General features: G+C 55.3%; 18 protein-coding genes. 14 read left to right on the forward strand and 4 right to left on the reverse strand.

The annotated features are described in order from the left end of the window. Positions 1–255: 255 nt before the first annotated feature. Entirely contained in the window at positions 256–741 is a 486-nt protein-coding gene (sixA, locus tag Z042_RS12030; protein WP_024913460.1) for a phosphohistidine phosphatase SixA, read from the forward strand. A 59-nt stretch (positions 742–800) separates the two neighbouring features. Here sixA and smrB read toward each other — a convergent pair whose 3' ends face one another. After that, positions 801–1331, reverse strand: a complete 531-nt coding sequence (gene smrB, locus Z042_RS12035) for an endonuclease SmrB (RefSeq protein ID WP_024913461.1) — start codon at positions 1329–1331, stop codon at positions 801–803. A 356-nt stretch (positions 1332–1687) separates the two neighbouring features. On the opposite strand from smrB, the gene prmB reads away from it, so the two are divergent. From prmB to Z042_RS12065, 6 genes are all read left to right on the forward strand, one after another. After that, positions 1688–2620, forward strand: a complete 933-nt coding sequence (gene prmB, locus Z042_RS12040; protein ID WP_024913462.1) for a 50S ribosomal protein L3 N(5)-glutamine methyltransferase — start codon at positions 1688–1690, stop codon at positions 2618–2620. A 61-nt stretch (positions 2621–2681) separates the two neighbouring features. After that, positions 2682–3767, forward strand: coding sequence for a chorismate synthase (gene aroC / locus Z042_RS12045; protein ID WP_024913463.1), 1086 nt, complete (start codon positions 2682–2684; stop codon positions 3765–3767). Positions 3768–3772: 5 nt separating this feature from the next. After that, complete coding sequence (gene mepA, locus Z042_RS12050) at positions 3773–4600, forward strand: penicillin-insensitive murein endopeptidase (RefSeq protein ID WP_024913464.1); 828 nt, start codon at positions 3773–3775, stop codon at positions 4598–4600. A 94-nt stretch (positions 4601–4694) separates the two neighbouring features. Then, positions 4695–5495: a sulfite exporter TauE/SafE family protein gene (locus Z042_RS12055; protein ID WP_024913465.1), complete on the forward strand. Its 801-nt coding sequence runs from the start codon at positions 4695–4697 to the stop codon at positions 5493–5495. Positions 5496–5573: 78 nt separating this feature from the next. Continuing rightward, positions 5574–6122 (forward strand): elongation factor P hydroxylase, encoded by a 549-nt coding sequence (locus Z042_RS12060; protein WP_024913466.1) that lies wholly within the window; start codon positions 5574–5576, stop codon positions 6120–6122. Between the two features lie 113 nt (positions 6123–6235). Continuing rightward, positions 6236–6517: a YfcL family protein gene (locus Z042_RS12065; protein WP_024913467.1), complete on the forward strand. Its 282-nt coding sequence runs from the start codon at positions 6236–6238 to the stop codon at positions 6515–6517. 40 nt (positions 6518–6557) lie between these two features. Here the strand turns inward: Z042_RS12065 and mnmC are convergent, their stop codons facing one another. After that, positions 6558–8579, reverse strand: a complete 2022-nt coding sequence (gene mnmC, locus Z042_RS12070) for a bifunctional tRNA (5-methylaminomethyl-2-thiouridine)(34)-methyltransferase MnmC2/FAD-dependent 5-carboxymethylaminomethyl-2-thiouridine(34) oxidoreductase MnmC1 (protein WP_024913468.1) — start codon at positions 8577–8579, stop codon at positions 6558–6560. A gap of 170 nt (positions 8580–8749) precedes the next feature. Between mnmC and fabB the strand changes: the two genes are divergently transcribed. The 6 genes from fabB (at position 8750) to Z042_RS12100 (ending at position 17028) form a co-directional block, all read left to right on the forward strand. After that, the gene (fabB, locus tag Z042_RS12075) at positions 8750–9964 is read left to right on the forward strand and encodes a beta-ketoacyl-ACP synthase I (protein ID WP_024913469.1); all 1215 of its coding nucleotides are present in this window, start codon (positions 8750–8752) and stop codon (positions 9962–9964) included. 207 nt (positions 9965–10171) lie between these two features. Further along, the gene (locus tag Z042_RS12080; RefSeq protein ID WP_024913470.1) at positions 10172–10597 is read left to right on the forward strand and encodes a hypothetical protein; all 426 of its coding nucleotides are present in this window, start codon (positions 10172–10174) and stop codon (positions 10595–10597) included. 267 nt (positions 10598–10864) lie between these two features. Further along, on the forward strand, positions 10865–11188 hold the full coding sequence (locus tag Z042_RS12085) for a copper-binding protein (RefSeq protein ID WP_024913471.1): 324 nt from the start codon (positions 10865–10867) through the stop codon (positions 11186–11188). A gap of 10 nt (positions 11189–11198) precedes the next feature. Further along, positions 11199–12458, forward strand: coding sequence for a TolC family protein (locus tag Z042_RS12090; protein ID WP_024913472.1), 1260 nt, complete (start codon positions 11199–11201; stop codon positions 12456–12458). Further along, entirely contained in the window at positions 12455–13912 is a 1458-nt protein-coding gene (locus tag Z042_RS12095; RefSeq protein ID WP_024913473.1) for an efflux RND transporter periplasmic adaptor subunit, read from the forward strand. Before Z042_RS12090 ends, Z042_RS12095 begins: the two co-directional genes overlap by 4 nt. Continuing rightward, entirely contained in the window at positions 13909–17028 is a 3120-nt protein-coding gene (locus tag Z042_RS12100) for an efflux RND transporter permease subunit (protein ID WP_024913474.1), read from the forward strand. Before Z042_RS12095 ends, Z042_RS12100 begins: the two co-directional genes overlap by 4 nt. 491 nt (positions 17029–17519) lie before the next feature. On the opposite strand, the gene apbE is transcribed toward Z042_RS12100, so the two are convergent. Beyond that, positions 17520–18551, reverse strand: coding sequence for an FAD:protein FMN transferase ApbE (gene apbE, locus Z042_RS12105; protein ID WP_024913475.1), 1032 nt, complete (start codon positions 18549–18551; stop codon positions 17520–17522). Positions 18552–18697: 146 nt separating this feature from the next. Here apbE and Z042_RS12110 point away from each other — a divergent pair, with 146 nt between their 5' ends. Next, positions 18698–19810: an SLC13 family permease gene (locus tag Z042_RS12110; protein WP_024913476.1), complete on the forward strand. Its 1113-nt coding sequence runs from the start codon at positions 18698–18700 to the stop codon at positions 19808–19810. A 27-nt stretch (positions 19811–19837) separates the two neighbouring features. Here the strand turns inward: Z042_RS12110 and pepT are convergent, their stop codons facing one another. Further along, positions 19838–21070 (reverse strand): peptidase T, encoded by a 1233-nt coding sequence (pepT, locus tag Z042_RS12115; protein WP_024913477.1) that lies wholly within the window; start codon positions 21068–21070, stop codon positions 19838–19840. Positions 21071–21123: the final 53 nt, after the last annotated feature.

Genomic DNA, 21123 nt, shown 5'->3' on the forward strand with positions numbered 1-21123 from the left:
GTTACCTTCAGTGAGGTAATTGCGTAAGGGCGTTGTTGTTGCAAAAAAACAGCGTTCTCTTTACGTGAACTTTCGGGCAAAATGTTCGGCCGCCATAACAAGAGACGGCGCGTTATCGTTTTGAAGTTCTTTGTTTTGGGCTTGTATGAGGCGATATCACGTGTAATAACGTGGCACCCTCTGAAGCGCAACTCGGCGATACAGCACGCTCAGCGTTTCTGTATGGCGTTATTTTGTCAACAACAGCGGTGCAATATGCAAGTTTTGATTATGCGTCATGGAGAAGCGGCACTTGATGCAGCGAGTGATTCAGTCAGGCCTCTTACTGTATGTGGCCGTGATGAATCGCGTCAGATGGCAGCTTGGTTAAATACCCAATCTATGGATATTGAACGTGTGCTGGTCAGCCCTTATCTGCGAGCCAAGCAAACGCTGGAAACGGTGCGTGAGGCGTTGATTCTGCCAGAAGGTGAAGAAACGTTACCTGAATTGATACCGGGTGGTGATGTTGGATTAGTGAGCTGTTACCTGCAAGCATTGGCGAAAGAAGGGGTAGGAGCGGTGCTGGTGGTTTCTCACCTGCCGCTGGTTGGTTATCTGGTCGCCGAACTTTGCCCAGGCGAATGTCCACCGATGTTTGCCACCTCGGCGATAGCCAATATCGATTTGCTGCCAGATGGCAGCAGTGGCACCTTGAAATGGCAGGTCAGCCCGTCGCAGGTGATAACGAAGGTCTGCTAAATAACGCGGATGCCATTAGGGGGCGATGTTAAGCATCGCCCTTTGTCGTTTTTGCCGGGTTACTCTTCCAGCTCGATCAAGACCAGCACGGCGGCGTTGCCGCCCCATTCTTTCGGGGCCTGATGAAACGCCAGTACGTCCGGGTGTTGTGCCAGCCAAAGTGGGGTCTGTTGCTTGAGAACGTGTTTGCCGTGGCCATGCATCACACAGGCACAATGAACGTGTTCGCGTTTACAGGCGGCGATCATGGCGCCCAACTCCTGCTTGGCTTGTGACTGCGTCAGGCCGTGCAGATCGAGAAACAGATCCGGTACGTAATCCCCACGGCGCAGCTTTTTCAATTCAAAGTGGCTATACCCAGGGCGCACGTAGCGCGTTGGGCCTTCATCATCCAGCTGTGGCTGAAATTCATCGGAAAAATAAAAACTGGCGTCAACCTGCTCTTGCAGCAGGCGCTGCGGGGCGATTTGCTTGGTTTTCATTTTAGGTTTGGGGTGGACGATGGTGTCCTGCCGCAGTTTTCTTGCTCCAGCGACGGATTCCCTAAAGAGCTGCAATTCCTCTTTGCTCAGCGGGTGTTTGTTCTTCATTATTGATTCACCGAATATTATTTGTACCCAAGTTACTTCAAGATGCAGGTAGGCGGCAACTGAACGAAGCCCCAGGAGCTTACATGAGCCAGTGACTGGGGGGAGAGACAAATCTGCGAGAACAGATTTGAACGCGGCTTGCAGTGGCCCCGAAGGGGCGAGGCCGAGCCCCCCGCATCTTGAAGGGCGACGGGGATATCTGCGTAGTTTACCTGGCTGCGGGTATCTGTCGACGCAAAACTCGGCTTGCATGCAAACGAGAATGGCTCGACACGACTATTGCTGCTGATTTGTCGCAGGCTTCATGGCAAACTACGGTGATGTATCATGAATTTCCACGCCTGCTGGAGGGCAAATTGGACAAAATTTTCGTCGAAGAAGCAGTAAATGAACTGCATACCATTCAGGATATGCTGCGTTGGGCCGTAAGCCGGTTTAACGCAGCCAATATCTACTATGGTCACGGAACCGACAATCCGTGGGACGAAGCGGTGCAATTGGTTCTACCCAGCCTGTTTCTGCCGTTGGATATCCCTGAAGATATGCGCACCGCGCGCCTGACTTCCAGTGAGCGCCACCGCATTGTCGAGCGGGTGATCCGCCGGGTTAACGAGCGTATTCCGGTAGCTTATCTCACCAACAAAGCCTGGTTCTGCGGCCTGGAATTTTATGTTGATGAGCGTGTGCTAGTGCCACGCTCGCCGATTGGTGAATTGATCGATGATCGTTTTAGCGCGCTGATCCCGCATCCACCGCGTTATATTCTGGATATGTGTACCGGCAGCGGCTGTATTGCCATCGCCTGTGCTTATGCTTTCCCTGAGGCGGAAGTAGACGCGGTGGATATTGCCACGGATGTGCTGGCCGTTACCGAACGCAATATTCAGGCGCATGGCGTTGAGCATCAGGTGATCCCGATCCGTTCCGATCTATTCCGCGATCTCCCGGCGATCCAATACGATCTCATTGTCACCAATCCACCTTATGTGGATGCCGAGGATATGTCCGATCTGCCGCAGGAGTTCCGCTTTGAGCCGGAGCTGGGGCTGGCCGCGGGCAGTGATGGCCTGAAACTGGTGCGGCGCATTCTGGCTTGTGCGCCCGATTACCTGAGTGATGATGGTGTGCTGATTTGTGAAGTAGGTAACAGCATGGTACATCTGATGGAACAGTATCCCGATATTCCGTTTACCTGGTTGGAGTTTAACCATGGGGGAGACGGTGTATTCATGTTGACCAAACAGCAGCTGATTGATTGCAAAGCGCATTTCAGTCTCTATCGCAGCTGATTCATAATACGGGCCCGCAGTGCCGGGCTTGAAAACAATATACCAACGGTAAGGAGCCGTGATGGCAGGGAACAGTATTGGGCAGTTTTTCCGCGTCACCACATTTGGTGAATCTCACGGTGTGGCGCTGGGATGTATTGTAGACGGCGTGCCACCGGGCATTCCGTTGACAGAAGCCGATTTACAGCACGATCTGGATCGCCGTCGCCCTGGCACTTCGCGCTATACCACTCAGCGCCGTGAAGCAGATCGGGTGCGTATCCTCTCTGGCGTATTTGAGGGTGTCACCACCGGTACCAGCATCGGCCTGATGATTGAAAACACCGATCAGCGCTCGCAGGATTATGGTTCGATTAAAGACCTGTTCCGCCCAGGGCATGCCGATTACACCTATGAACAGAAGTATGGCGTGCGCGATTACCGTGGCGGTGGCCGCTCTTCCGCGCGTGAAACGGCGATGCGCGTGGCCGCCGGGGCGATTGCCAAAAAGTATCTGGCGCAGAAGTTTGGCGTCAAGGTGCGCGGTTATCTGGCGCAGATTGGTGATGTGAGCTGCGAACTGAAAGATTGGGAACTGGTGGAACAGAACCCGTTCTTCTGCCCAGATCCAGACAAACTGGCAGCGTTGGACGAACTGATGCGTGCGTTGAAAAAAGAAGGTGACTCGATCGGTGCCAAAGTCAGCGTGATTGCCGAGAACGTGCCGGTTGGCCTGGGTGAGCCGGTATTTGATCGTTTGGATGCCGATCTGGCGCATGCGCTGATGAGCATCAACGCAGTGAAAGGTGTGGAAATCGGCGACGGTTTTGCTGTGGTAACCAAACGCGGCAGCGAAAACCGTGACGAAATCACCCCAGAAGGTTTTCAGAGCAACCATGCTGGCGGCATTCTCGGTGGGATCAGCAGCGGCCAACCGGTGATTGCGCATTTGGCGCTGAAACCAACCTCCAGCATCATGGTGCCGGGCCGCACCATTAACCGCCAGGGTGAAGCGGTGGAAATGGTCACCCGTGGCCGCCACGATCCCTGTGTTGGTATTCGCGCCGTACCGATCGCTGAAGCGATGATGGCGATAGTGTTGATGGATCATCTACTGCGCCAGCGCGCGCAAAACGGTGATGTGATTTCCGATGTTCCTCGCTGGTAATGCTGATGAAAAAATGGATGTTAGGCATCGTTACCTTGCTGGCTGCAAGTTCTGCCATGGCGCTCACGCCGTGGCAAAAAATAGATCATCCAGTGGCGGGTAACCCGCAGGCTATTGGTGGTTTCTCCAATGGCTGTATTGTAGGAGCGCAGCCACTACCGTTGAATTCACCGGACTATCAGGTGATGCGTACCGATCAGCGGCGCTATTTTGGCCACCCGGATCTGCTGGCATTTATTCAGCGTTTGAGTGCTCAGGCTCACCAGAAAGCACTGGGCACGGTGCTGATTGGTGATATGGGGATGCCCGCCGGTGGGCGTTTTAGCAGCGGCCATGCCAGCCACCAATCCGGGCTGGATGTTGATATCTGGCTGCAACTGCCACGCCAGCGCTGGACTGCGCAGCAACTGCTGAAACCGCAACCGATCGATCTGGTGTCTGCCGACGGTAAACAGGTGGTTGATCGCCAATGGCAACCGCAGATCGAATCCTTGATCAAGATCGCAGCGCAGGACAGCGAAGTGACACGTATCTTCGTCAACCCGGCGATTAAGCTGCGCTTGTGCCAGGATGCGGGAGCCGATCGCAACTGGCTGCACAAGGTGCGCCCGTGGTTTGCCCATCGTGCGCATATGCACGTTCGGTTACGTTGCCCGGCGAGTAGCCTGGAATGCCAGGATCAGGACGCCCCACCAGCCGGTGACGGCTGTGGCGCAGAGTTGGCAAGCTGGTTCAAACCTCATCAACCTAATGTCAACCCGGTCAAAACGGAGCCACCGCCGTTACCGCCTTCCTGCCAGGCGTTGCTGGATAATCATTTCGTCAATCGTTGATTGGGATGATAATGGCGCTTCATCATGAAGCGCCATGTGTTTTCTGTCGGTAAATAACGTTGTTGTTCTATCTTAATTTTCAAGCAGGCAATCTATGGAAGGGCTGTTGTTGAGTCCCGAATTACTCGGGATCTTGTTTTTTGTAGCAATGTTTGCCGGGTTCATTGATTCCATTGCCGGTGGTGGTGGGCTGTTAACCGTTCCGGCCCTGCTGGCGGTGGGCATTCCTCCAGCGCAGGCGCTGGCGACCAATAAACTGCAGTCGGTTGGAGGATCGTTTTCCGCCAGCCTGTATTTTATCCGCCGCCGGGCCGTTGACCTTAACGAGCAAAAGCTGACGATCTTCCTGACGCTGATTGGCTCAGTTATCGGTGCGATTCTGGTACAGCATATGCGTGCCGATTTGCTGCGCCAGATGTTGCCGGTGCTGGTGATTGGGATAGGTGTGTATTTCCTGCTGACGCCGAAGCTGGGGGAACATGACCGCCAGCGCCGTTTGGGTGCGCTGCCGTTCGGGTTGATTGCCGGGGGGGTTGTCGGTTTCTATGATGGCTTCTTTGGCCCGGGAGCGGGTTCATTTTACGCGCTGGCTTATGTGACGTTGTGTGGTTTCAACCTTGCCAAGTCTACCGCCCATGCCAAGGTGCTGAATTTTACTTCCAATCTGGGCAGCCTGGTGCTGTTTATCATTGGCGGTAAAGTGGTGTGGAGTATTGGCCTGATCATGTTGGTCGGCCAGGTATTTGGTGCCCGCTTGGGGGCGCATATGGTGCTGACCAAGGGCCAGAAGCTGATTCGGCCGATGATCGTGGTGGTTTCGCTGATCATGAGCTGTAAGCTGCTGTACGATAATCATGGTACAGAAATCCAGCAATGGCTGGCGTTGCATTTTTAACATGCCAAAAGGGCGGCACGATGAGCGATCTTGGGTATAATTACCGCCCTAATTTTGTGGTTATTTGAGTTTTCTTTTATGCCAGACACCTATCACTATTCACAGCTGATTGAAATTTTTAACCAGTGCTTCAGCGATGATTACAATACTCGCCTGGTAAAAGGCGATGATGAACCGATCTATCTGCCTGCCGACGAAGCGTTGCCGTACAACCGTATCGTGTTTGCTCACGGTTATTATGCCAGCGGTATGCATGAAATCTCCCATTGGTGCATTGCCGGTGCCGAGCGCCGCAAACAGGTGGATTTTGGTTATTGGTATTGCCCTGACGGGCGTGATGCTAAAACGCAGAGCGCATTCGAAGTCGTAGAAATCAATCCACAGGCGCTGGAATGGTTGTTTTGCGTTGCCGCTGGTTTCCCGTTTAACGTCAGTTGCGACAATCTTAGCGGGGATTGCGAACCAGACCGCATTACGTTCCAGCGCAAAGTGCGTACCCGCGTATTGGAACTGCTGGAACAGGGGATACCCACACGCCCTGCGCGCTTTATTCAGGCGTTACAATCGTTTTACAATACGCCTCCGCTGGCGGCTGAACATTTTCCTTACCCGGAAGATCTTAACTGACCATATTTAACTGTATACCCTAAATAATTCGAGTTGCAGCTGCCCCGAAGGGCCGAGTAACGAAGCCAACGCACCGGCAGCTTGAAGTATGACGGGTATAGTGAGGAAGTTTGATGATCGAAGAAGTTGAAGCGCACATTCTGGCGCTGATTGATGACATGGTAGAACACGCCAGTGATGATGAACTGTTTGCTGGTGGCTACCTGCGCGGTCATTTGACGCTGGCGGTAGCTGAGGCAGAAGCGCATGACGAACAGAGCGCTGAACAGCTTGAAGCGCGTGTGCAGAGCAGCTTGGGGAAAGCCATCGCTGCCGGAGAGCTTTCCCCCCCGGATCAGGCACTGGTGCTCGGCATGTGGGAAAAGCTGTATCAGACAGTGTTATCCACTCAATAAATGCTCAGGGTTCAGCGCACTGAACCCACTTTCCCCAATGTTAAACGGCGCGCCCTTTCAACAGTTTTCTAACCCACAGGCGATTCGGATTCAGCGCTGCCAGCGTTTCAGCATCCCCCGGCAAGGGTTCGCCAAATAGCTGTGCAGCCAGAATTTCTGCCGCCAGCGGAGCCGAACACAGGCCACGGGATCCCAGTGCGCCAATCACGAACAACCCTGAATGGATCGGTGCATCGGCAATTGCTGCCCCGCGCAGGCGTTGCTGTGGTAAATCGCCATACTGTGCCAAGGTAGCGGCATAATCCGGTAGCGCGCCTACCATTGGCATATGGTCGCGTATGGCGCTGCGCACGCCGCAACGCGCCTGCTGACCATTAATATCCACCTGCTGCGGCCACGCCTGATCCGGCAGGCAGCGCAGCAGGCGTGTGCGGTTTTCCTGCTGTTCGCTTTCGCGATATTCCGTGCTGGTTTCCCCACGCTGATAGCTGGCTCCAATGCAATGCTGCTGGTTGGCAGGGTTGACCGGGGTCAGATAGCCGTCGTAACACAATACCTGTTTCAGCGCACTCAGCGCTGGCGTGGTGGGGATATGTGAAACCTGGCCGCGCACCGCCGTTATCGGCAGTGCTGCACTTTGTGCCAGTGCCGGTAACTGATGACCATTAGCCAGGATCACCGTTGCATGTTCACAGGTATGCCCGGCGGCAAATTGCAGTTGCCAGCCTGCACCCGCACGCTCCAGGCCAACAAGCCTATGTTGATAATGGCACGTCAAGCCTTGTTGCTGGGCTAGAGCCAATGCGGTGCGTGTCAGTTCGGCAGGGCATAGCCAACCACCCAATGGGTAATGGATGCCGCCAAAACCGGTATCAACGCCGCACAATGCGCTGAGGGTGTCGTGATCGGCCGCTTGCGTCAGGGCAGGCGGCCAGGCAACGGCCAGGATCTTGGCAATCTTCCCGGCGTTTTTATCGTCATAGGCTAATTGGCTGACGCCGCACCATTGATGGTCAAACTCAGCCCCTTGTTGTAACAACGCATCATACTGACGGCGGGCAAAAGGGAAGGCGGCACTGAAAAATCTTTCCAGTGCATCGCCCCGGCCATTCAGCAACGGATAGAGTGCGCCTTGGCGGTTGCCAGAAGCTCCTTCGGCCGGTTGCGCATCGGCGCAATAGAGCGTGACGTTGGCCCCACGCCGCAATAGGGCCAAGGCGACGAGTGCGCTGGCAATGCCGCCGCCGATAATCGCCACATCGTCGGTGTTTTGTGCCGCCTGGCGCAGCAACCACGGCTGCGGGTGGGCTGTGGGTGGGGCATCGGCAGGCAAGGAACCGGCAAGCATTTCACGTTTCTGACCAAAACCTTTGCATTTGCTGACGGTAAAACCAGCCTGTTGCAATCCACGGCGTACAAACCCTGCCGCAGTGAAGGTGGCAAAACTGCCGCCGGGGCGGGCAAAACGCGCCATTGCGGCAAACAGGGGTTCGTTCCACATGTCGGGGTTTTTTGATGGGGCAAAACCATCAAGGAACCAGGCATCGATCTGGTTGTTCATGCTGGCATCGATATGCGGCAACAATTGGTTGACGTCACCGAACCACAGATCGAGGGTAATATTCCCGTCGGCAAGCAACAATCGGTGGCAGCCCGCTAATGGCAGCGGCCACTGGGCACGCAGTTCACTGGCAAACGCGGCCAGCTCTGGCCATTGTGCATGGGCAGCCGCCAGATCGGCAGGTTGTAACGGGAATTTCTCAAAGCTGATAAAGTGCAGGCGTTGCAATGTTGCTGTGGGATATGCGCTGCGAAAGCGGGCAAATGCCTGCCATAAAGTAAGAAAATTCAGTCCGGTGCCGAAGCCGGTTTCCGCCACAATAAACCCTGAGCGTGCATGCTCAGTAAAACGCTGCGGCAGCCGATTACCGTTAAGAAACACATAACGGGTTTCTTCCAACCCATCCTGATTAGAAAAATAGACGTCATCGAACTGTTTAGAAACAGGTGTACCCTGTTCATTCCAGCTTAAGGCTGCGGTTTGGATAGGGGGGTGGCTCACGGCTGATTGCTCATCATTCAAGGAGTAGCGTGATTTTAACGGCGTGACCTCTGTGGTGCAAATTGGATAGATATAATACGGAATCATTCTGATCGGACTTGTTCGGCGTACATCTGTACGCTAAAGTGCGGTGCAAAATCCCGAATGTAAACTTGTGGAAGAGGTACTGAATGAAACGTGCAGTGATTACTGGCCTGGGAATCGTCTCCAGCATTGGTAACAACCAGCAGGAGGTCCTGGCAAGTTTGCAGGAAGGACGTTCTGGGATCACTTTTTCTCAGGAACTGAAAGATTCTGGCATGCGTAGTCACGTATGGGGCAATGTTAAACTGGATACCACCGGTCTGATTGACCGCAAAGTGGTGCGCTTTATGAGCGATGCATCCATTTATGCCTATCTTTCTATGGAACAGGCGATTAAAGACTCTGGTCTGGCTGCTGACCAAGTGTCCAACGATCGTACCGGCCTGGTGGTGGGTTCCGGCGGTGGCTCACCGCGTAATCAGGTTGCGGGCTCTGATGGCATGCGGGCCAAAGGTTTGCGCGGCGTTGGCCCTTATATGGTCACCAAAGCGATGGCTTCCGGCGTTTCTGCCTGCCTGGCAACCCCCTTCAAAATCCGCGGCGTGAATTATTCCATCAGCTCCGCCTGCGCGACTTCTGCACACTGTATCGGCCATGCGGTTGAACTGATTCAACTGGGTAAACAGGATGTGGTATTCGCCGGTGGTGGTGAAGAACTGTGTTGGGAAATGGCCTGTGAGTTCGACGCAATGGGTGCGTTGTCCACCAGCTACAACGACACACCAGAAAAAGCTTCCCGCACTTACGATGCTGCGCGTGATGGTTTCGTTATCGCCGGCGGCGGCGGTATGGTGGTGGTTGAAGAATTGGAGCACGCGCTGGCGCGCGGTGCGCATATCTATGCTGAAATCATCGGTTATGGCGCAACCTCTGACGGTGCCGACATGGTGGCTCCATCGGGTGAAGGCGCGGTGCGCTGCATGAAGATGGCGTTGCAGGGGGTGGATACCCCGATCGATTATATGAACGTACACGGTACTTCAACGCCGGTTGGTGACGTGAAAGAACTGGGTGCCATCCGTGAAGTGTTCGGTGATAACACTCCGGCGATCTCTTCCACCAAAGCCATGACCGGCCACTCATTGGGGGCGGCTGGTGTGCAGGAAGCCATCTACAGCCTGCTGATGGTTGAACACGGTTTTATCGCGCCAAGCATCAATATTGATAATCTGGACGAAAAAGCCGTGGGTATGAATATCATCACTGAGCCGACGCAGCGTGAATTGACCACGGTGATGTCCAACAGCTTTGGCTTTGGTGGCACCAACGCAACGCTGGTCATGCGTAAACTGCAAAAATAAGCTTTTTTGCTGCGTAGTTTTACAGATCGGGTACGTGAGAGCGTACCCGATTTTTTTATGCTTGTAATACTGTTAGTTGACTGAAATCAAAGCTTTTTCATTTTACAGGAACATTCGCAGGTTGCTTTGTCAGCGGATGTAAATTTGATTCCTGTGCTGATTGTCTGCCGATATACTCAGCACAGTTTATCCACTCGGAATCATGGCATGTCGGCTCTGGCGTCTCTCTGTTTATCCATGCATCGGCTGCGCTGCGCGAAGAAGCGGGCGGGTGTATGGTTATTGGGCGTCTGTTGGCTGCTGTTAAATAGCCAACTGGCTATTGCCAGCCATAACTGTAATCTGCAATTTGCTGCCGAAGCGCCAGCAGCGCAGCATATGACGCATATGCAGACCAGCGATTCGGCGCAGGGCAACATGCAGGCCGAAGGGCCGCTGTGTGAGCAACATTGTATTCCCGATCCCGTGCAGCAGGATCACGGTAATTTAGCATTGGCGGCGATTCTGCCTGCCAGTAGTGAATTGCTGGTGGCTGTGCCTGCCCAGCCGGGGCAACTTTCCCGTGCTGATTGGCAAACCCCCCCGATAGCAGGCCCACCGGCAGAGATTGTGTTCTGCCGCTTCCGTGAATAGCCAAACTCACCGCTTTGCCGTTTAAGACGGCGACCTGTGTTGTTTATTGACTATTTTACTGCCTGTCATACTTCAAGCTGCATGTGCGTTGGCTTTCTTCGCTCACCCCAGTCACTTACTTGAGTAAGTTCCTGGGGATTATGAGCCTCAAAGAGGCTCACCCTGGGGGCCAGCGCAAGCGCTGTTCAAATCGGTCAAAGATCGATTTGTCACTGCGCTGCCGCCTTCCTGCAACTCGAATTATTTAGGGCATACGGAGCTATCGTTATGCGTAACCTATTTGCCATTATTTTCATTTCTCTGTTTTTATCTTCTGCCGCCGTTGCTGCGGAAATGCAACACCATCAACATGCCGCGCCAGCAGAGGCCACCGTCTATCACTCTACGGGGATCGTTAAAGCCTGGGGAGAGACGAAAGTCTTGCTGGCTCATCCGGCGATCCCAGCCTTGAGTTGGCCGCCAATGACCATGAATTTCCTTCAGCCCCAGCCCCCATTGCCAGCGCTAGCCGCAGGAACCGCGGTTGATTTCAGCTTCCATCAGGTTGATGGTGGCTATCAACTGACGGCTATCAGCGCCAGCCAACAATAACGGGGGCGCTATGGCCAAATTACTTTCTCACCCATTGCGGGTGGGGTGGTTGCTGCTCGCCTGTTATACGGCGAGCACAGCGGCTGCCGAACTGACGCTGGAGCAAGCGCTGACAGCGGCAGAACGCTACTCGGCGGAGCTTTCGGCTAATCAGCACCAGGCTAATGCTTTGCAGAATATGGCTGATTCGGCGTTGCAACTGCCCGATCCTAAATTAAACATCGGGATCGAAAACATCCCGGTACAGGGCAACAATGGTCGACGTCTGACCCGTGAAGGCATGACCATGGAACGGGTTGGCATCATGCAGGATTACGTCAGCAGCAGTAAGCGCCAGCGTAAAGCGGATACGTTGCGCGCCGAGGCGAATAGAACCGCAGCCGGCAGCGCCACTATTCGTGCTCGTTTGCAGCAGCAAACGGCGCAGGCGTGGCTGGAATTGGCGCTGAGCCAGCAAACGCTGAAAGATGCCCAAACGCTGGTCAATGAGAGTGAACGCCAGATCGCCGCACAGCATACCGGCGTGGCCAGCGGCAGTTCACCCGCGACTAACGTGATCGATGCGCGTTTGACCTTGCTGGCGATGCAGGATCGGGCCAGTGAAGCACAGCGTGATGTCGCTATCGCTCAGGCCCGCCTGACGCAGTTAACCGGCCAGCCAGAAGCCAGCACCCATGGCGCGTTACCACGCTTCGAACGTTTACCGGCTGAAAACCAGATGTTGCAGCAGGCGATCAAACAGCACCCGGAAGTGGTACAGGCCAGCCGCGAAGCCGATGTGGCTAAAGCCCGTTCGGCCCAGTCGGAAATCGCTGCCATCCCGGATGTGGGGATTGAGGTGTATTACGGCAAACGAGCCGATGGCTATGAGGATTTGGCGGGAGTGATGTTTACCGTTGATCTGCCGTTGTTCCGTTCGCAGCGGCAAGACAAAGATCATGCCGCTGATGTTTCCCGCTCTATGGAGGCCAATGACCAACTGACCTTACTGCTCCGCGATCACCAGGCTCAGCTCAATACGCTACTGGCCCAGTATCAGGCTGCGCAGGACCAATGGCAGCGCCAACAGCAACAGGCCATCCCGCTGCAACAACAGCGGCTGGCGCTGCAATTGGCGCAATACCGCAGCGGTAAAAGCGATCTATCGTCGGTACTGGAGGCGCGTCGGGCGTTGCTCGACAGCCGTCTTGGCGCGGGTAAAGCGGCTCGCGAACTGGCGCAATTGTGGGCTGCGCTGCGTTACCTCACTCCGCAGGAGACAGCACAATGAAAATGCGTTTTAGCCTGGCGCTGTTGGCAGCGCTAGTGGGCGGTGGAGCAGCCGGTTACTGGTTTGCCAATCAGCAATCTGCGGCAGTGAAGCCAACGAACAGCGCCGCTGAACGGCAGGTATTGTATTGGTACGATCCGATGGTGCCCGGCCAGCGGTTTGATAAACCGGGTAAATCTCCGTTTATGGATATGGAACTGGTGCCGCGCTATGCCGATGAACAGGAGCAGGACGGCGGCGTCACCATCAGCGCACGTCAGCAGCAAAACCTCGGGGTGCGCACCGAGACAGCACAGCTGCGTGAGCTGGATGTGCAGCTCAATGCCTATGGCAGCGTGGCGACCAACGAACGCAGCGTGCAGGTGATCGCTGCGCGTGCCAGTGGTCTGGTCGAGAAGCTTTACGTGCGTGCCAGTCAGCAACAGGTGAAGAAAGGCGAGGCGCTGGCGCAACTGTGGGTTCCGGATTGGAATGCGGCACAGCAGGAATATCTGGCGATTCGCACGCTGGGGGACAGTGCGCTGACCGCCGCCGCCCGCCAGCGTTTAGAGCTGCAATTTATGCCAGAAGCCATTATTCGCCAGGTAGAGCGCAGCGGCAAACCGCAGACGCGTATTACCGTCACCGCACCGGAAAACGGGTTTATCAATAAACTGGATGTGCGTGAAGGCGCACAGGTGGCCGCCACGCAGGGGCTGTTTGAGCTGGCGAGCCTCGATCCGGTTTGGGTCGTGATTGATTATCCGCAGGCGCAGGCCGGTTTGTTACAGGTGGGGGATGCGGTGCAGGCCAGTTCTGCCAGTTGGCCGGGGGAGCGCTTTAGCGGCGAAGTAAGCGAACTGCTGCCGAATGTTGACCCGCTGACGCGCACCTTCAAGGCGCGTATTGTGCTGCAAAACCCGCAACAGAAGCTGAAACCGGGTATGTATCTGCAAGTGTCTCTAACGTCAAATGCCGGAGCGAAACCGGTGTTGGCGATCCCGCAGGAGGCGTTGATCGGCAACGGTGATCATAACCGGGTGCTGGTAGCCGCAGGTAATGGCCATTTCACCCCGGTTGAGGTGGTGACCGGGTTGGCGCAGGGCGGTTGGGTAGAGATCAAACAAGGGTTACAAGCCGGGCAACAGGTGGTGACCTCTGGTCAGTTCCTGATTGACTCCGAAGCCAGCATGCGCAGTGCCTTGCCGCAGTTGGCCGGGGAAGCGCAGGTGAAACAGTATCAGGCGCAAGCGGTGGTTGAAGCGCTGGACGGCGATAACATTACGCTGTCGCATGAACCAGTGCCAGAGCTGAAGTGGCCAGCGATGACCATGGATTTCACCCTGCCGAAAAGTGGCTTACCTGCTGGTATCGGTATCGGCAACCAGGTGATGATCCATTTCAGCGTGGATGAAAACGGTTCACACATCAGCCAAATCCTACCGCAAGCCGCGGAACATGGAGGCCATCCATGATTGCTTCGGTGATTCGTTGGTCGATAAGCAATCGCCTGCTGGTGCTGCTGGCATCGCTGCTGCTGGCCGGTTGGGGGATTTGGGCATTGCAGAAGGCTCCGCTGGATGCATTGCCCGATCTTTCCGATGTGCAGGTGATCGTGCGCGTCACTTATCCGGGGAAAGCGCCGCAGGTGATTGAAGATCAGGTGACTTACCCGTTGACCACTACTATGCTGACGGTGCCGGGGGCCACCACGGTGCGCGGTTTCTCAATGTTTGGTGATGCTTACATTTATATTCTGTTTGAAGACGGTACCGATCCCTATTGGGCGCGTTCACGGGTACTGGAGTCGTTGAGTCAGGTGCAATCTTCACTGCCTGCACAGGCGAAAGTGGCACTGGGGCCGGATGCGACCGGCGTTGGCTGGATCTATGAGTATGTGCTGGTAGACAAAAGCGGCAAACACAGCCTGGCAGATCTGCGTGCTTTGCAGGACTGGACGCTGAAGTTCGAGCTGAAAACCGTCCCCAATGTGGCCGAAGTGGCCAGCGTCGGCGGCATGGTGCGCCAGTATCAGGTGGTGTTGAAGCCAGAAAGTATGCGGGCGTTGAACATTACGCATCAGCAGGTGGTCAGTGCGATTCAGGATGCCAATCAGGAAGGCGGTGGGGCGCTGCTGGAGATGGGCGAAGCGGAATATATGGTGCGCACCTCCGGCTATCTGAAAAAGCTTGATGACTTTAATAACGTGGTGATCACCGTGCGTGATGGTGTGCCAATCCTGCTTGCGCAGGTGGCTGCCGTGCGTGAAGGGCCGGAAATGCGCCGCGGCATCGCGGAGCTGAACGGTGAAGGCGAAGTGGCCGGAGGCATTGTGGTGATGCGTTACGGCAAAAACGCGCTGGAAACCATCAAAGCGCTGAAGGTGAAGCTGAATCAGATCCAACAAACTCTGTCGCCGGGCGTAGAGATTGTGCCAGTTTACGATCGTTCCCAACTGATCGAGCGCGCGATCGACACGTTATCTTTCAAACTGCTGGAAGAGTTCCTGGTGGTGGCCGTTGTGTGCGCGTTGTTCCTGTCGCATTTCCGTTCGGCGCTGGTGGCGATTATCACGTTGCCGTTAGGGATTTTGGGCGCTTTTGTGGTGATGCACTACCAGGGGGTCAACGCCAACATCATGTCGTTGGGGGGAATTGCGATCGCCATTGGCGCAATGGTGGATGCGGCGATTGTGATGATCGAGAACATGCACAAAGTGCTGGAGCAGTGGCGACAGCGCCACCCTGGTCAGCAACCCACCTCACAGGATTACTGGCGTATTTCTGAACAGGCGGCGGTGGAGGTTGGCCCGGCGTTGTTTTGCAGCCTGCTGATCATCACCCTGTCATTTATTCCGGTGTTCTCGTTGCAGGCGCAGGAAGGGCGGATGTTTGCGCCGTTGGCGTTCACCAAAACCTATGCCATGGCGGTTTCCGCCGGGTTGGGCATCACCCTGGTGCCGGTGTTGATGGGGTATTTCATCCGAGGCCGTATTCCAGACGAACATGCCAACCCGCTTAATCGCTGGCTGATCCGCCTGTATCAGCCGCTGCTGGCGGCGGTGCTGGCACGGCCAAAAACTACGCTGGGGATTTCCGCCGTGCTGCTGGTGCTGACGCTGTACCCGCTCAGCCGTTTGGGCAGTGAATTTATGCCGCCGTTGGATGAAGGGGATTTGCTGTATATGCCATCCACCTTGCCGGGCATTTCTGCCCGCGAAGCAGCGCGTTTGTTGCAATTGACCGACCGCTTGATCAAAACCGTGCCGGAAGTGGATACGGTGTTCGGCAAGGCTGGGCGGGCAGAAACCGCCACCGATCCGGCACCGCTGACCATGCTGGAAACCACCATCCGCTTTAAACCGCGCGAGCAGTGGCGGCCTGGCATGACGATGGACAAGCTGGTGGCGGAATTGGACAGCGTGGTCAAGGTGCCCGGTATTGCCAACGTCTGGGTGCCGCCGATCCGCAACCGGCTGGATATGCTGGCGACCGGCATCAAAAGCCCGGTGGGCATCAAGGTTAACGGCAGCAATATTGCCGATATCGAACGCGCCTCCAACCAGATTGAACAGGTGGTAAAGCAGGTTCCGGGGGTTACTTCGGCGCTGGCGGAGCGTATTGCCGGTGGGCGCTATGTGGATATTGATATCGATCGCCAGCGCGCAGCGCGTTACGGCGTTTCGGTCAACGAACTGCAATCGATAGTGGCAACGTTGGTGGGCGGTGAGAATATTGGTGAAACCATCGAAGGGCGCGCGCGTTACCCGATCAACATCCGTTATCCCCGCGAGATCCGCGATTCGCTGCAAGCCTTGCGTGAACTGCCGGTGGTGACGGCAGCAGGCAGCCAGGTGCCGCTGGCAGAACTGGCGGATATTCGGCTGAGCGAAGGCCCGCCAATGCTGAAAAGTGAGAACGCCCGGCTTTCTGACTGGATCTATGTCGATCTGCGCGGGCGCGACCTGAAATCGGCAGTGGAAGAGATGCAGCGGGCGGTAGCGCAGCAGGTAACGTTGCCCGCCGGGGTTTCTGTCAGTTGGTCCGGGCAGTTCGAGTATTTGGAACGCGCCAGCGCCCAGTTAAAAATCGTGCTGCCGGTGACGCTGGGGATTATCTTCGTGCTGCTGTTTGTCACTTTCAACAGCGTGCGTGACGCATTGCTGATTATGGCGACGCTGCCGTTTGCGCTGATCGGCGGGGTATGGCTGCTGTTCCTGCTCAATTACAACCTGTCGGTGGCCGGTGCGGTGGGGTTTATTGCATTGGCGGGGGTTGCGGCGGAGTTTGGCGTCATTATGGTGCTGTATCTCAATCAGGCGCTGGCAAAACACCGGCAACCCGACGAACCGCTAAGCCACCAACAACTGATGGCCGCCATCAGCGAGGGGGCAGTATTGCGCGTGCGGCCAAAAGTGATGACGGTGGCGACCATTATGGCCGGTTTGCTGCCGATCATGTGGGGCGGTGGCGCGGGTGCGGAAGTGATGCAGCGAATTGCTGCGCCGATGATCGGTGGGATGGTGAGTGCGCCGTTGCTGTCGATGGTGGTGATCCCGGCGGTGTATTTGTTATTGCATAGGAAACGGTAGGGGGGACTCACACTCTATGTTTTCGTCTATGTAAGCCAGGTGTAATGGGAATTGCCGTAACCAATGGAGTGATATGCTCAAACTCCAACACCAGAACCTGTTATCACCAGGCAACCTTTTCATTCGCATTGGTAGTTGAAATTACCATTGGTGAGGTAAGCACCGGTGTTGATGCCATTGAAGGCGCCGAACGCAGACGCAGCGCATAGGCGAAACCGCCATGGACGGCGGTTTCAGGCGAGACAGACAGGGACGTCTGTCGTAGCCGGCCGTCATGCGCCGTGGTGGAGTGAGGGAAGTCGCGTAGCGACCGCCTGATATGGCAAGGGCCGGGGTGCAGGGGGCTGGCTCTTGAGCCCCCTGCTCGGGCGCGTTCACTTCGAGTTAGAGTGAACATAAAGCGTCTAGCGACCGAAAATGATAACTACCTCAGGATGTAAACGAAAAATAGTTCGTAATAATCTTCACTATTTATGTTATGCCTAATGTGATTACTGCACCAAAAACGCCTTAAACTGTGGCGTCATCACTGCGCTGAAACCCTCATCGGTCTTGCTGATCAGGTACACCGCCAGCCCTTTTTCTTCCGCCAGTTTCAGCGCTTTTTCCGTGCCTAGCACCATCAGGCCGGTATCCCAGCCGTCGGCTTCCAGCGCCGTTGGTGCGATCACCGTGGCGGAAACCAGCCGATGGTTAATCGGCCGGCCGGTCGTGGGATCGATCACATGAGAATAACGCTGCCCGTCCTGTTCAAAATAGTTACGGTAGCTGCCCGCAGTGCTGATGCCGTAGCCTTGCAGATCAACCAGAGCCTGTACCGCATTTTCGCGGTCGGTGGGTTTTTGGATGGCGACCCGCCAAGGTTGGCCTTGGCCATTAACGCCGCGCGAAGATACCGCACCGCCCACCGACACCAGATAGTGAGTAATCCCATGGCGCGCCATCAGGCGCACCAGTTGATCCACCGCATAGCCTTCGCCTAGCGTGGAGAGATCGACATACATCTCCGGTAACTCTTTCTGTAGCCATTCGCCTTGGTGGTCGCTGATCAGTTTCAGATGTTGCAGGCCGATCTGCTGCTTGGCGGCATCAATTTGCTGCTGTTGCGGAACTTTGACCACCCGTTTATCCGGGCCGAATCCCCATAGGTTTACCAGCGGGCCAACGGTAATATCCATCGCACCGCCGGTATCGCGGCCAATGCGTTGTGCCATCAGGATAATATCGGCCATGCCGCGTGGAATCGGTTGCGGCTCACTGCTGCGATGTTGGTTGAAACGAGAGAGCACGGAATGCGGGCGATAGGTCGAAATATCGTCGTTGGCCTGTTCCAGCAGAGCATCGATTTCCTGCTGTAACTGCTGCTTATTCTGCGCGATATTGCCGCTGATCTTCACACTGTAAAAGGTGCCCATGGTTTTACCTTCGATATCGATTTGGGGGCGGGTTTCAGTGTCATTGCAGGCGGCAAGCAGGATGAGTGTCACCGTCAGTAAGAGCCCTTTGGTCAGGGAGTGAACCATGGGAAGATCCTTAAAAATGAACAAAGATGATGGGTATAGAGCAAAGTACGATAAATGGAAAGGCAGAAGTGGTAACAAATGCTTTTTAAGCAGCGTTCAGCTAACATCTTTGGCCTGCATTCAGGTTGTTTTAATAAGCGAAAAACATGAGTTCACATGCTGTAACCCGCCTGTTAAGGCCCTTCATCCGCGATCGTCTTCTGCATATTTTGCTGCTGATTGGCGTGCTGCTGTTTGCCATTGAGCCACAGCCGCTGAGCGTGTTTCGCCACGTGATCGACTGGCGCACGATTAATACTCTGCTGGGGTTGATGCTGTTGACTAAAGGCGTTGAAGTGAGCGGTTATTTCGATTTTATTGGCCGCCAGATCATTAACGCTTTGCACAGTGAACGTTGGCTGGCCTTATTTCTGGTGTTTTCTGCCGCGTTGCTGTCATCGTTCCTGACCAACGATGTGGCACTGTTTATCGTGATTCCCCTGACCATTACGTTGAAAAAGCTCTCTGCATTGCCGGTTAACCGATTGATTATTTTCCAGGCGCTGGCGGTTAACGTTGGCTCGTTGTTGACGCCGATTGGTAATCCGCAAAATATTCTGTTGTGGGGAGAATCCTCGTTATCATTTATGGCGTTTATCGGCCAGATGGCTCCTTTGGCGGCAGCGCTGATGTTGAGCCTGTTAGCCATCACCTGGCTGAGTTTTCCGGCGCGAAATATTGTTAAAAAAGCGCCTACCCAGAGTTACCCTTATCAAAAGCTTCTGCTGTTAGGCTGTGTGGTGCTGTATGGAGTATTTCTGGTTTCTTTGGAGCTTGCGCAGCCGTTGTATGGGTTGTTAACCGTGTTTATCGGTTTCCTGCTGCTGGCCCGGCGGGTATTGCTGCAAATCGACTGGAGCCTGATCTTCGTTTTTATCATGATGTTTATTGATATTAAGTTATTCACTGAATTGCAGGTCATGCAGCCGCTGTTTAGCGGTATTTCCGCGTTACCAGACAGCGCTGTCTATAGCTTGGGCATCGGCCTGTCACAGGTCATCAGTAATGTGCCCGCCACCATTTTGCTGCTCAACTATGTGCCTTCCAGCGCCTTGCTGGCCTATGCGGTGAATGCCGGGGGCTTCGGGTTGGCGATTGGCTCCCTGGCGAACCTGATTGCGCTGCGGATGGCAGGAGATCGCCGGATTTGGTTACACTTCCATTATTATTCGCTGCCGTTTCTGGCGTGGGCAGCGTTGATTGGCTGGTTGCTGCTGTAACGCCGCGGGGAGCCCGCGGCTTGCCGGTTAACCGCGGGCGGCGAGCAGGCAGATGCTGCGGGTAACCTGATACGATTTCACAAAGGAGCTGATCGGCAGGAATTCAAAGCGCGAGTGGAAGTTGTGCGCGCCGGTGAAGTAGTTCGGTGTAATCAGGCCACGGCTGGACAGCGCTGCACCGTCAGTACCGCCGCGCATCGGGATCACTTTTGGCGGAATACCATGTGCGGCTAATGCACCGAAAATCAGTTCGATGGCGCGTTTATCTTCGCCGATGGAATTGCTGATGTTGCTGTAAATATCCTGCACCGTGCAACTGACCTTGGCGCGTGGATAATGGGCGGCAACCTGTTGCACCACTGCTTGCAGACGCGCCTTGCGGGCGTTGAAGGCGGCCAGATCGAAATCCCGGATCGATACTTTTAAGGTGGCGTTATTGGCATTGGCAACCATGTCATTGAACCAGAAGTAGCCTTCGCGCCCTTCGGTGTGTTCCGGCGTATCATGAATATCAAACTGGTTGATAATATCGGTGGCGATGCGGATCGGGTTAATCAGCACGTTCTTTGCCGACATGGGGTGCGCGGTTACCCCTTCAATGCGGATTTCTGCCCCGGCGGCGTTGAAGTTTTCATACACCACTTCGCCCAGTTCGCAGCAGTCGATGGTATAGGCGAAATCAACCTCAAAACGCGCCAGATCCAGCGCTTTTGCCCCGCGCAGGCCAACTTCTTCGTCCGGTACAAAGGCCACCAGGATATCGCCGTGGCGATCGCTGGCGCTCAAATTAGCCAGCAACGTCATTACCACGGTAACGGCGGCTTTGTTGTCTGCGCCAAGCACGCTGGTGCCGTCGCTGAAAATAATCTCTTCATCGGGATAAGCCAGGATCTCCGGGTGCTCGGCGGTACGCAGCCAGATATCCTGCTCGCTGTTCAGGCACAGATCTTCCCCGGTGAAGCGCAGGCGCTGCGGGTGGATCTCAGCGGCCAAACCCACGTCAACGGTATCAATATGGGTAATAAAACCGATGCGTGGTGCTCCGGGCTGGTTGCCGGGCTTGCGGGCGGTAACGGTGGCGTGTTCGTCAATCTGCACGTTTTCCAACCCAAGCTGGCGCAGTTCGGCGGCCAGCAACTGAGCCATATCATGCTGGCCTGCCGTGGTGGGCAGCGTGCTGGCGGCGGCATCACTCTGGCTGGTGACGGCCAGATAGCGGAAAAAACGTTCGGTAAGTTGTTCGGCGATGGCGTTGCTCATTAAGGTTCCTCATGATCGTTAATACAATGGTTTTAAAGCCAAATCAGTCCGTT

Origin of the sequence: Chania multitudinisentens RB-25 (assembly GCF_000520015.2) — a bacterium.
GTDB lineage: Bacteria > Pseudomonadota > Gammaproteobacteria > Enterobacterales > Enterobacteriaceae > Chania > Chania multitudinisentens.

Excerpts from the sequence above, each read along its gene's own strand:
- sixA (WP_024913460.1), top strand. The coding sequence starts at position 256 with ATGCAAGTTTTGATTATGCGTCATGGAGAAGCGGCACTTGATGCAGCG.
- smrB (WP_024913461.1), bottom strand. The coding sequence starts at position 1,331 with ATGAAGAACAAACACCCGCTGAGCAAAGAGGAATTGCAGCTCTTTAGG.
- aroC (WP_024913463.1), top strand. The coding sequence starts at position 2,682 with ATGGCAGGGAACAGTATTGGGCAGTTTTTCCGCGTCACCACATTTGGT.
- mepA (WP_024913464.1), top strand. The coding sequence starts at position 3,773 with ATGAAAAAATGGATGTTAGGCATCGTTACCTTGCTGGCTGCAAGTTCT.
- Z042_RS12055 (WP_024913465.1), top strand. The coding sequence starts at position 4,695 with ATGGAAGGGCTGTTGTTGAGTCCCGAATTACTCGGGATCTTGTTTTTT.
- Z042_RS12060 (WP_024913466.1), top strand. The coding sequence starts at position 5,574 with ATGCCAGACACCTATCACTATTCACAGCTGATTGAAATTTTTAACCAG.
- Z042_RS12065 (WP_024913467.1), top strand. The coding sequence starts at position 6,236 with ATGATCGAAGAAGTTGAAGCGCACATTCTGGCGCTGATTGATGACATG.
- fabB (WP_024913469.1), top strand. The coding sequence starts at position 8,750 with ATGAAACGTGCAGTGATTACTGGCCTGGGAATCGTCTCCAGCATTGGT.
- Z042_RS12080 (WP_024913470.1), top strand. The coding sequence starts at position 10,172 with ATGTCGGCTCTGGCGTCTCTCTGTTTATCCATGCATCGGCTGCGCTGC.
- Z042_RS12085 (WP_024913471.1), top strand. The coding sequence starts at position 10,865 with ATGCGTAACCTATTTGCCATTATTTTCATTTCTCTGTTTTTATCTTCT.
- Z042_RS12090 (WP_024913472.1), top strand. The coding sequence starts at position 11,199 with ATGGCCAAATTACTTTCTCACCCATTGCGGGTGGGGTGGTTGCTGCTC.
- Z042_RS12095 (WP_024913473.1), top strand. The coding sequence starts at position 12,455 with ATGAAAATGCGTTTTAGCCTGGCGCTGTTGGCAGCGCTAGTGGGCGGT.
- Z042_RS12100 (WP_024913474.1), top strand. The coding sequence starts at position 13,909 with ATGATTGCTTCGGTGATTCGTTGGTCGATAAGCAATCGCCTGCTGGTG.
- apbE (WP_024913475.1), bottom strand. The coding sequence starts at position 18,551 with ATGGTTCACTCCCTGACCAAAGGGCTCTTACTGACGGTGACACTCATC.
- Z042_RS12110 (WP_024913476.1), top strand. The coding sequence starts at position 18,698 with ATGAGTTCACATGCTGTAACCCGCCTGTTAAGGCCCTTCATCCGCGAT.
- pepT (WP_024913477.1), bottom strand. The coding sequence starts at position 21,070 with ATGAGCAACGCCATCGCCGAACAACTTACCGAACGTTTTTTCCGCTAT.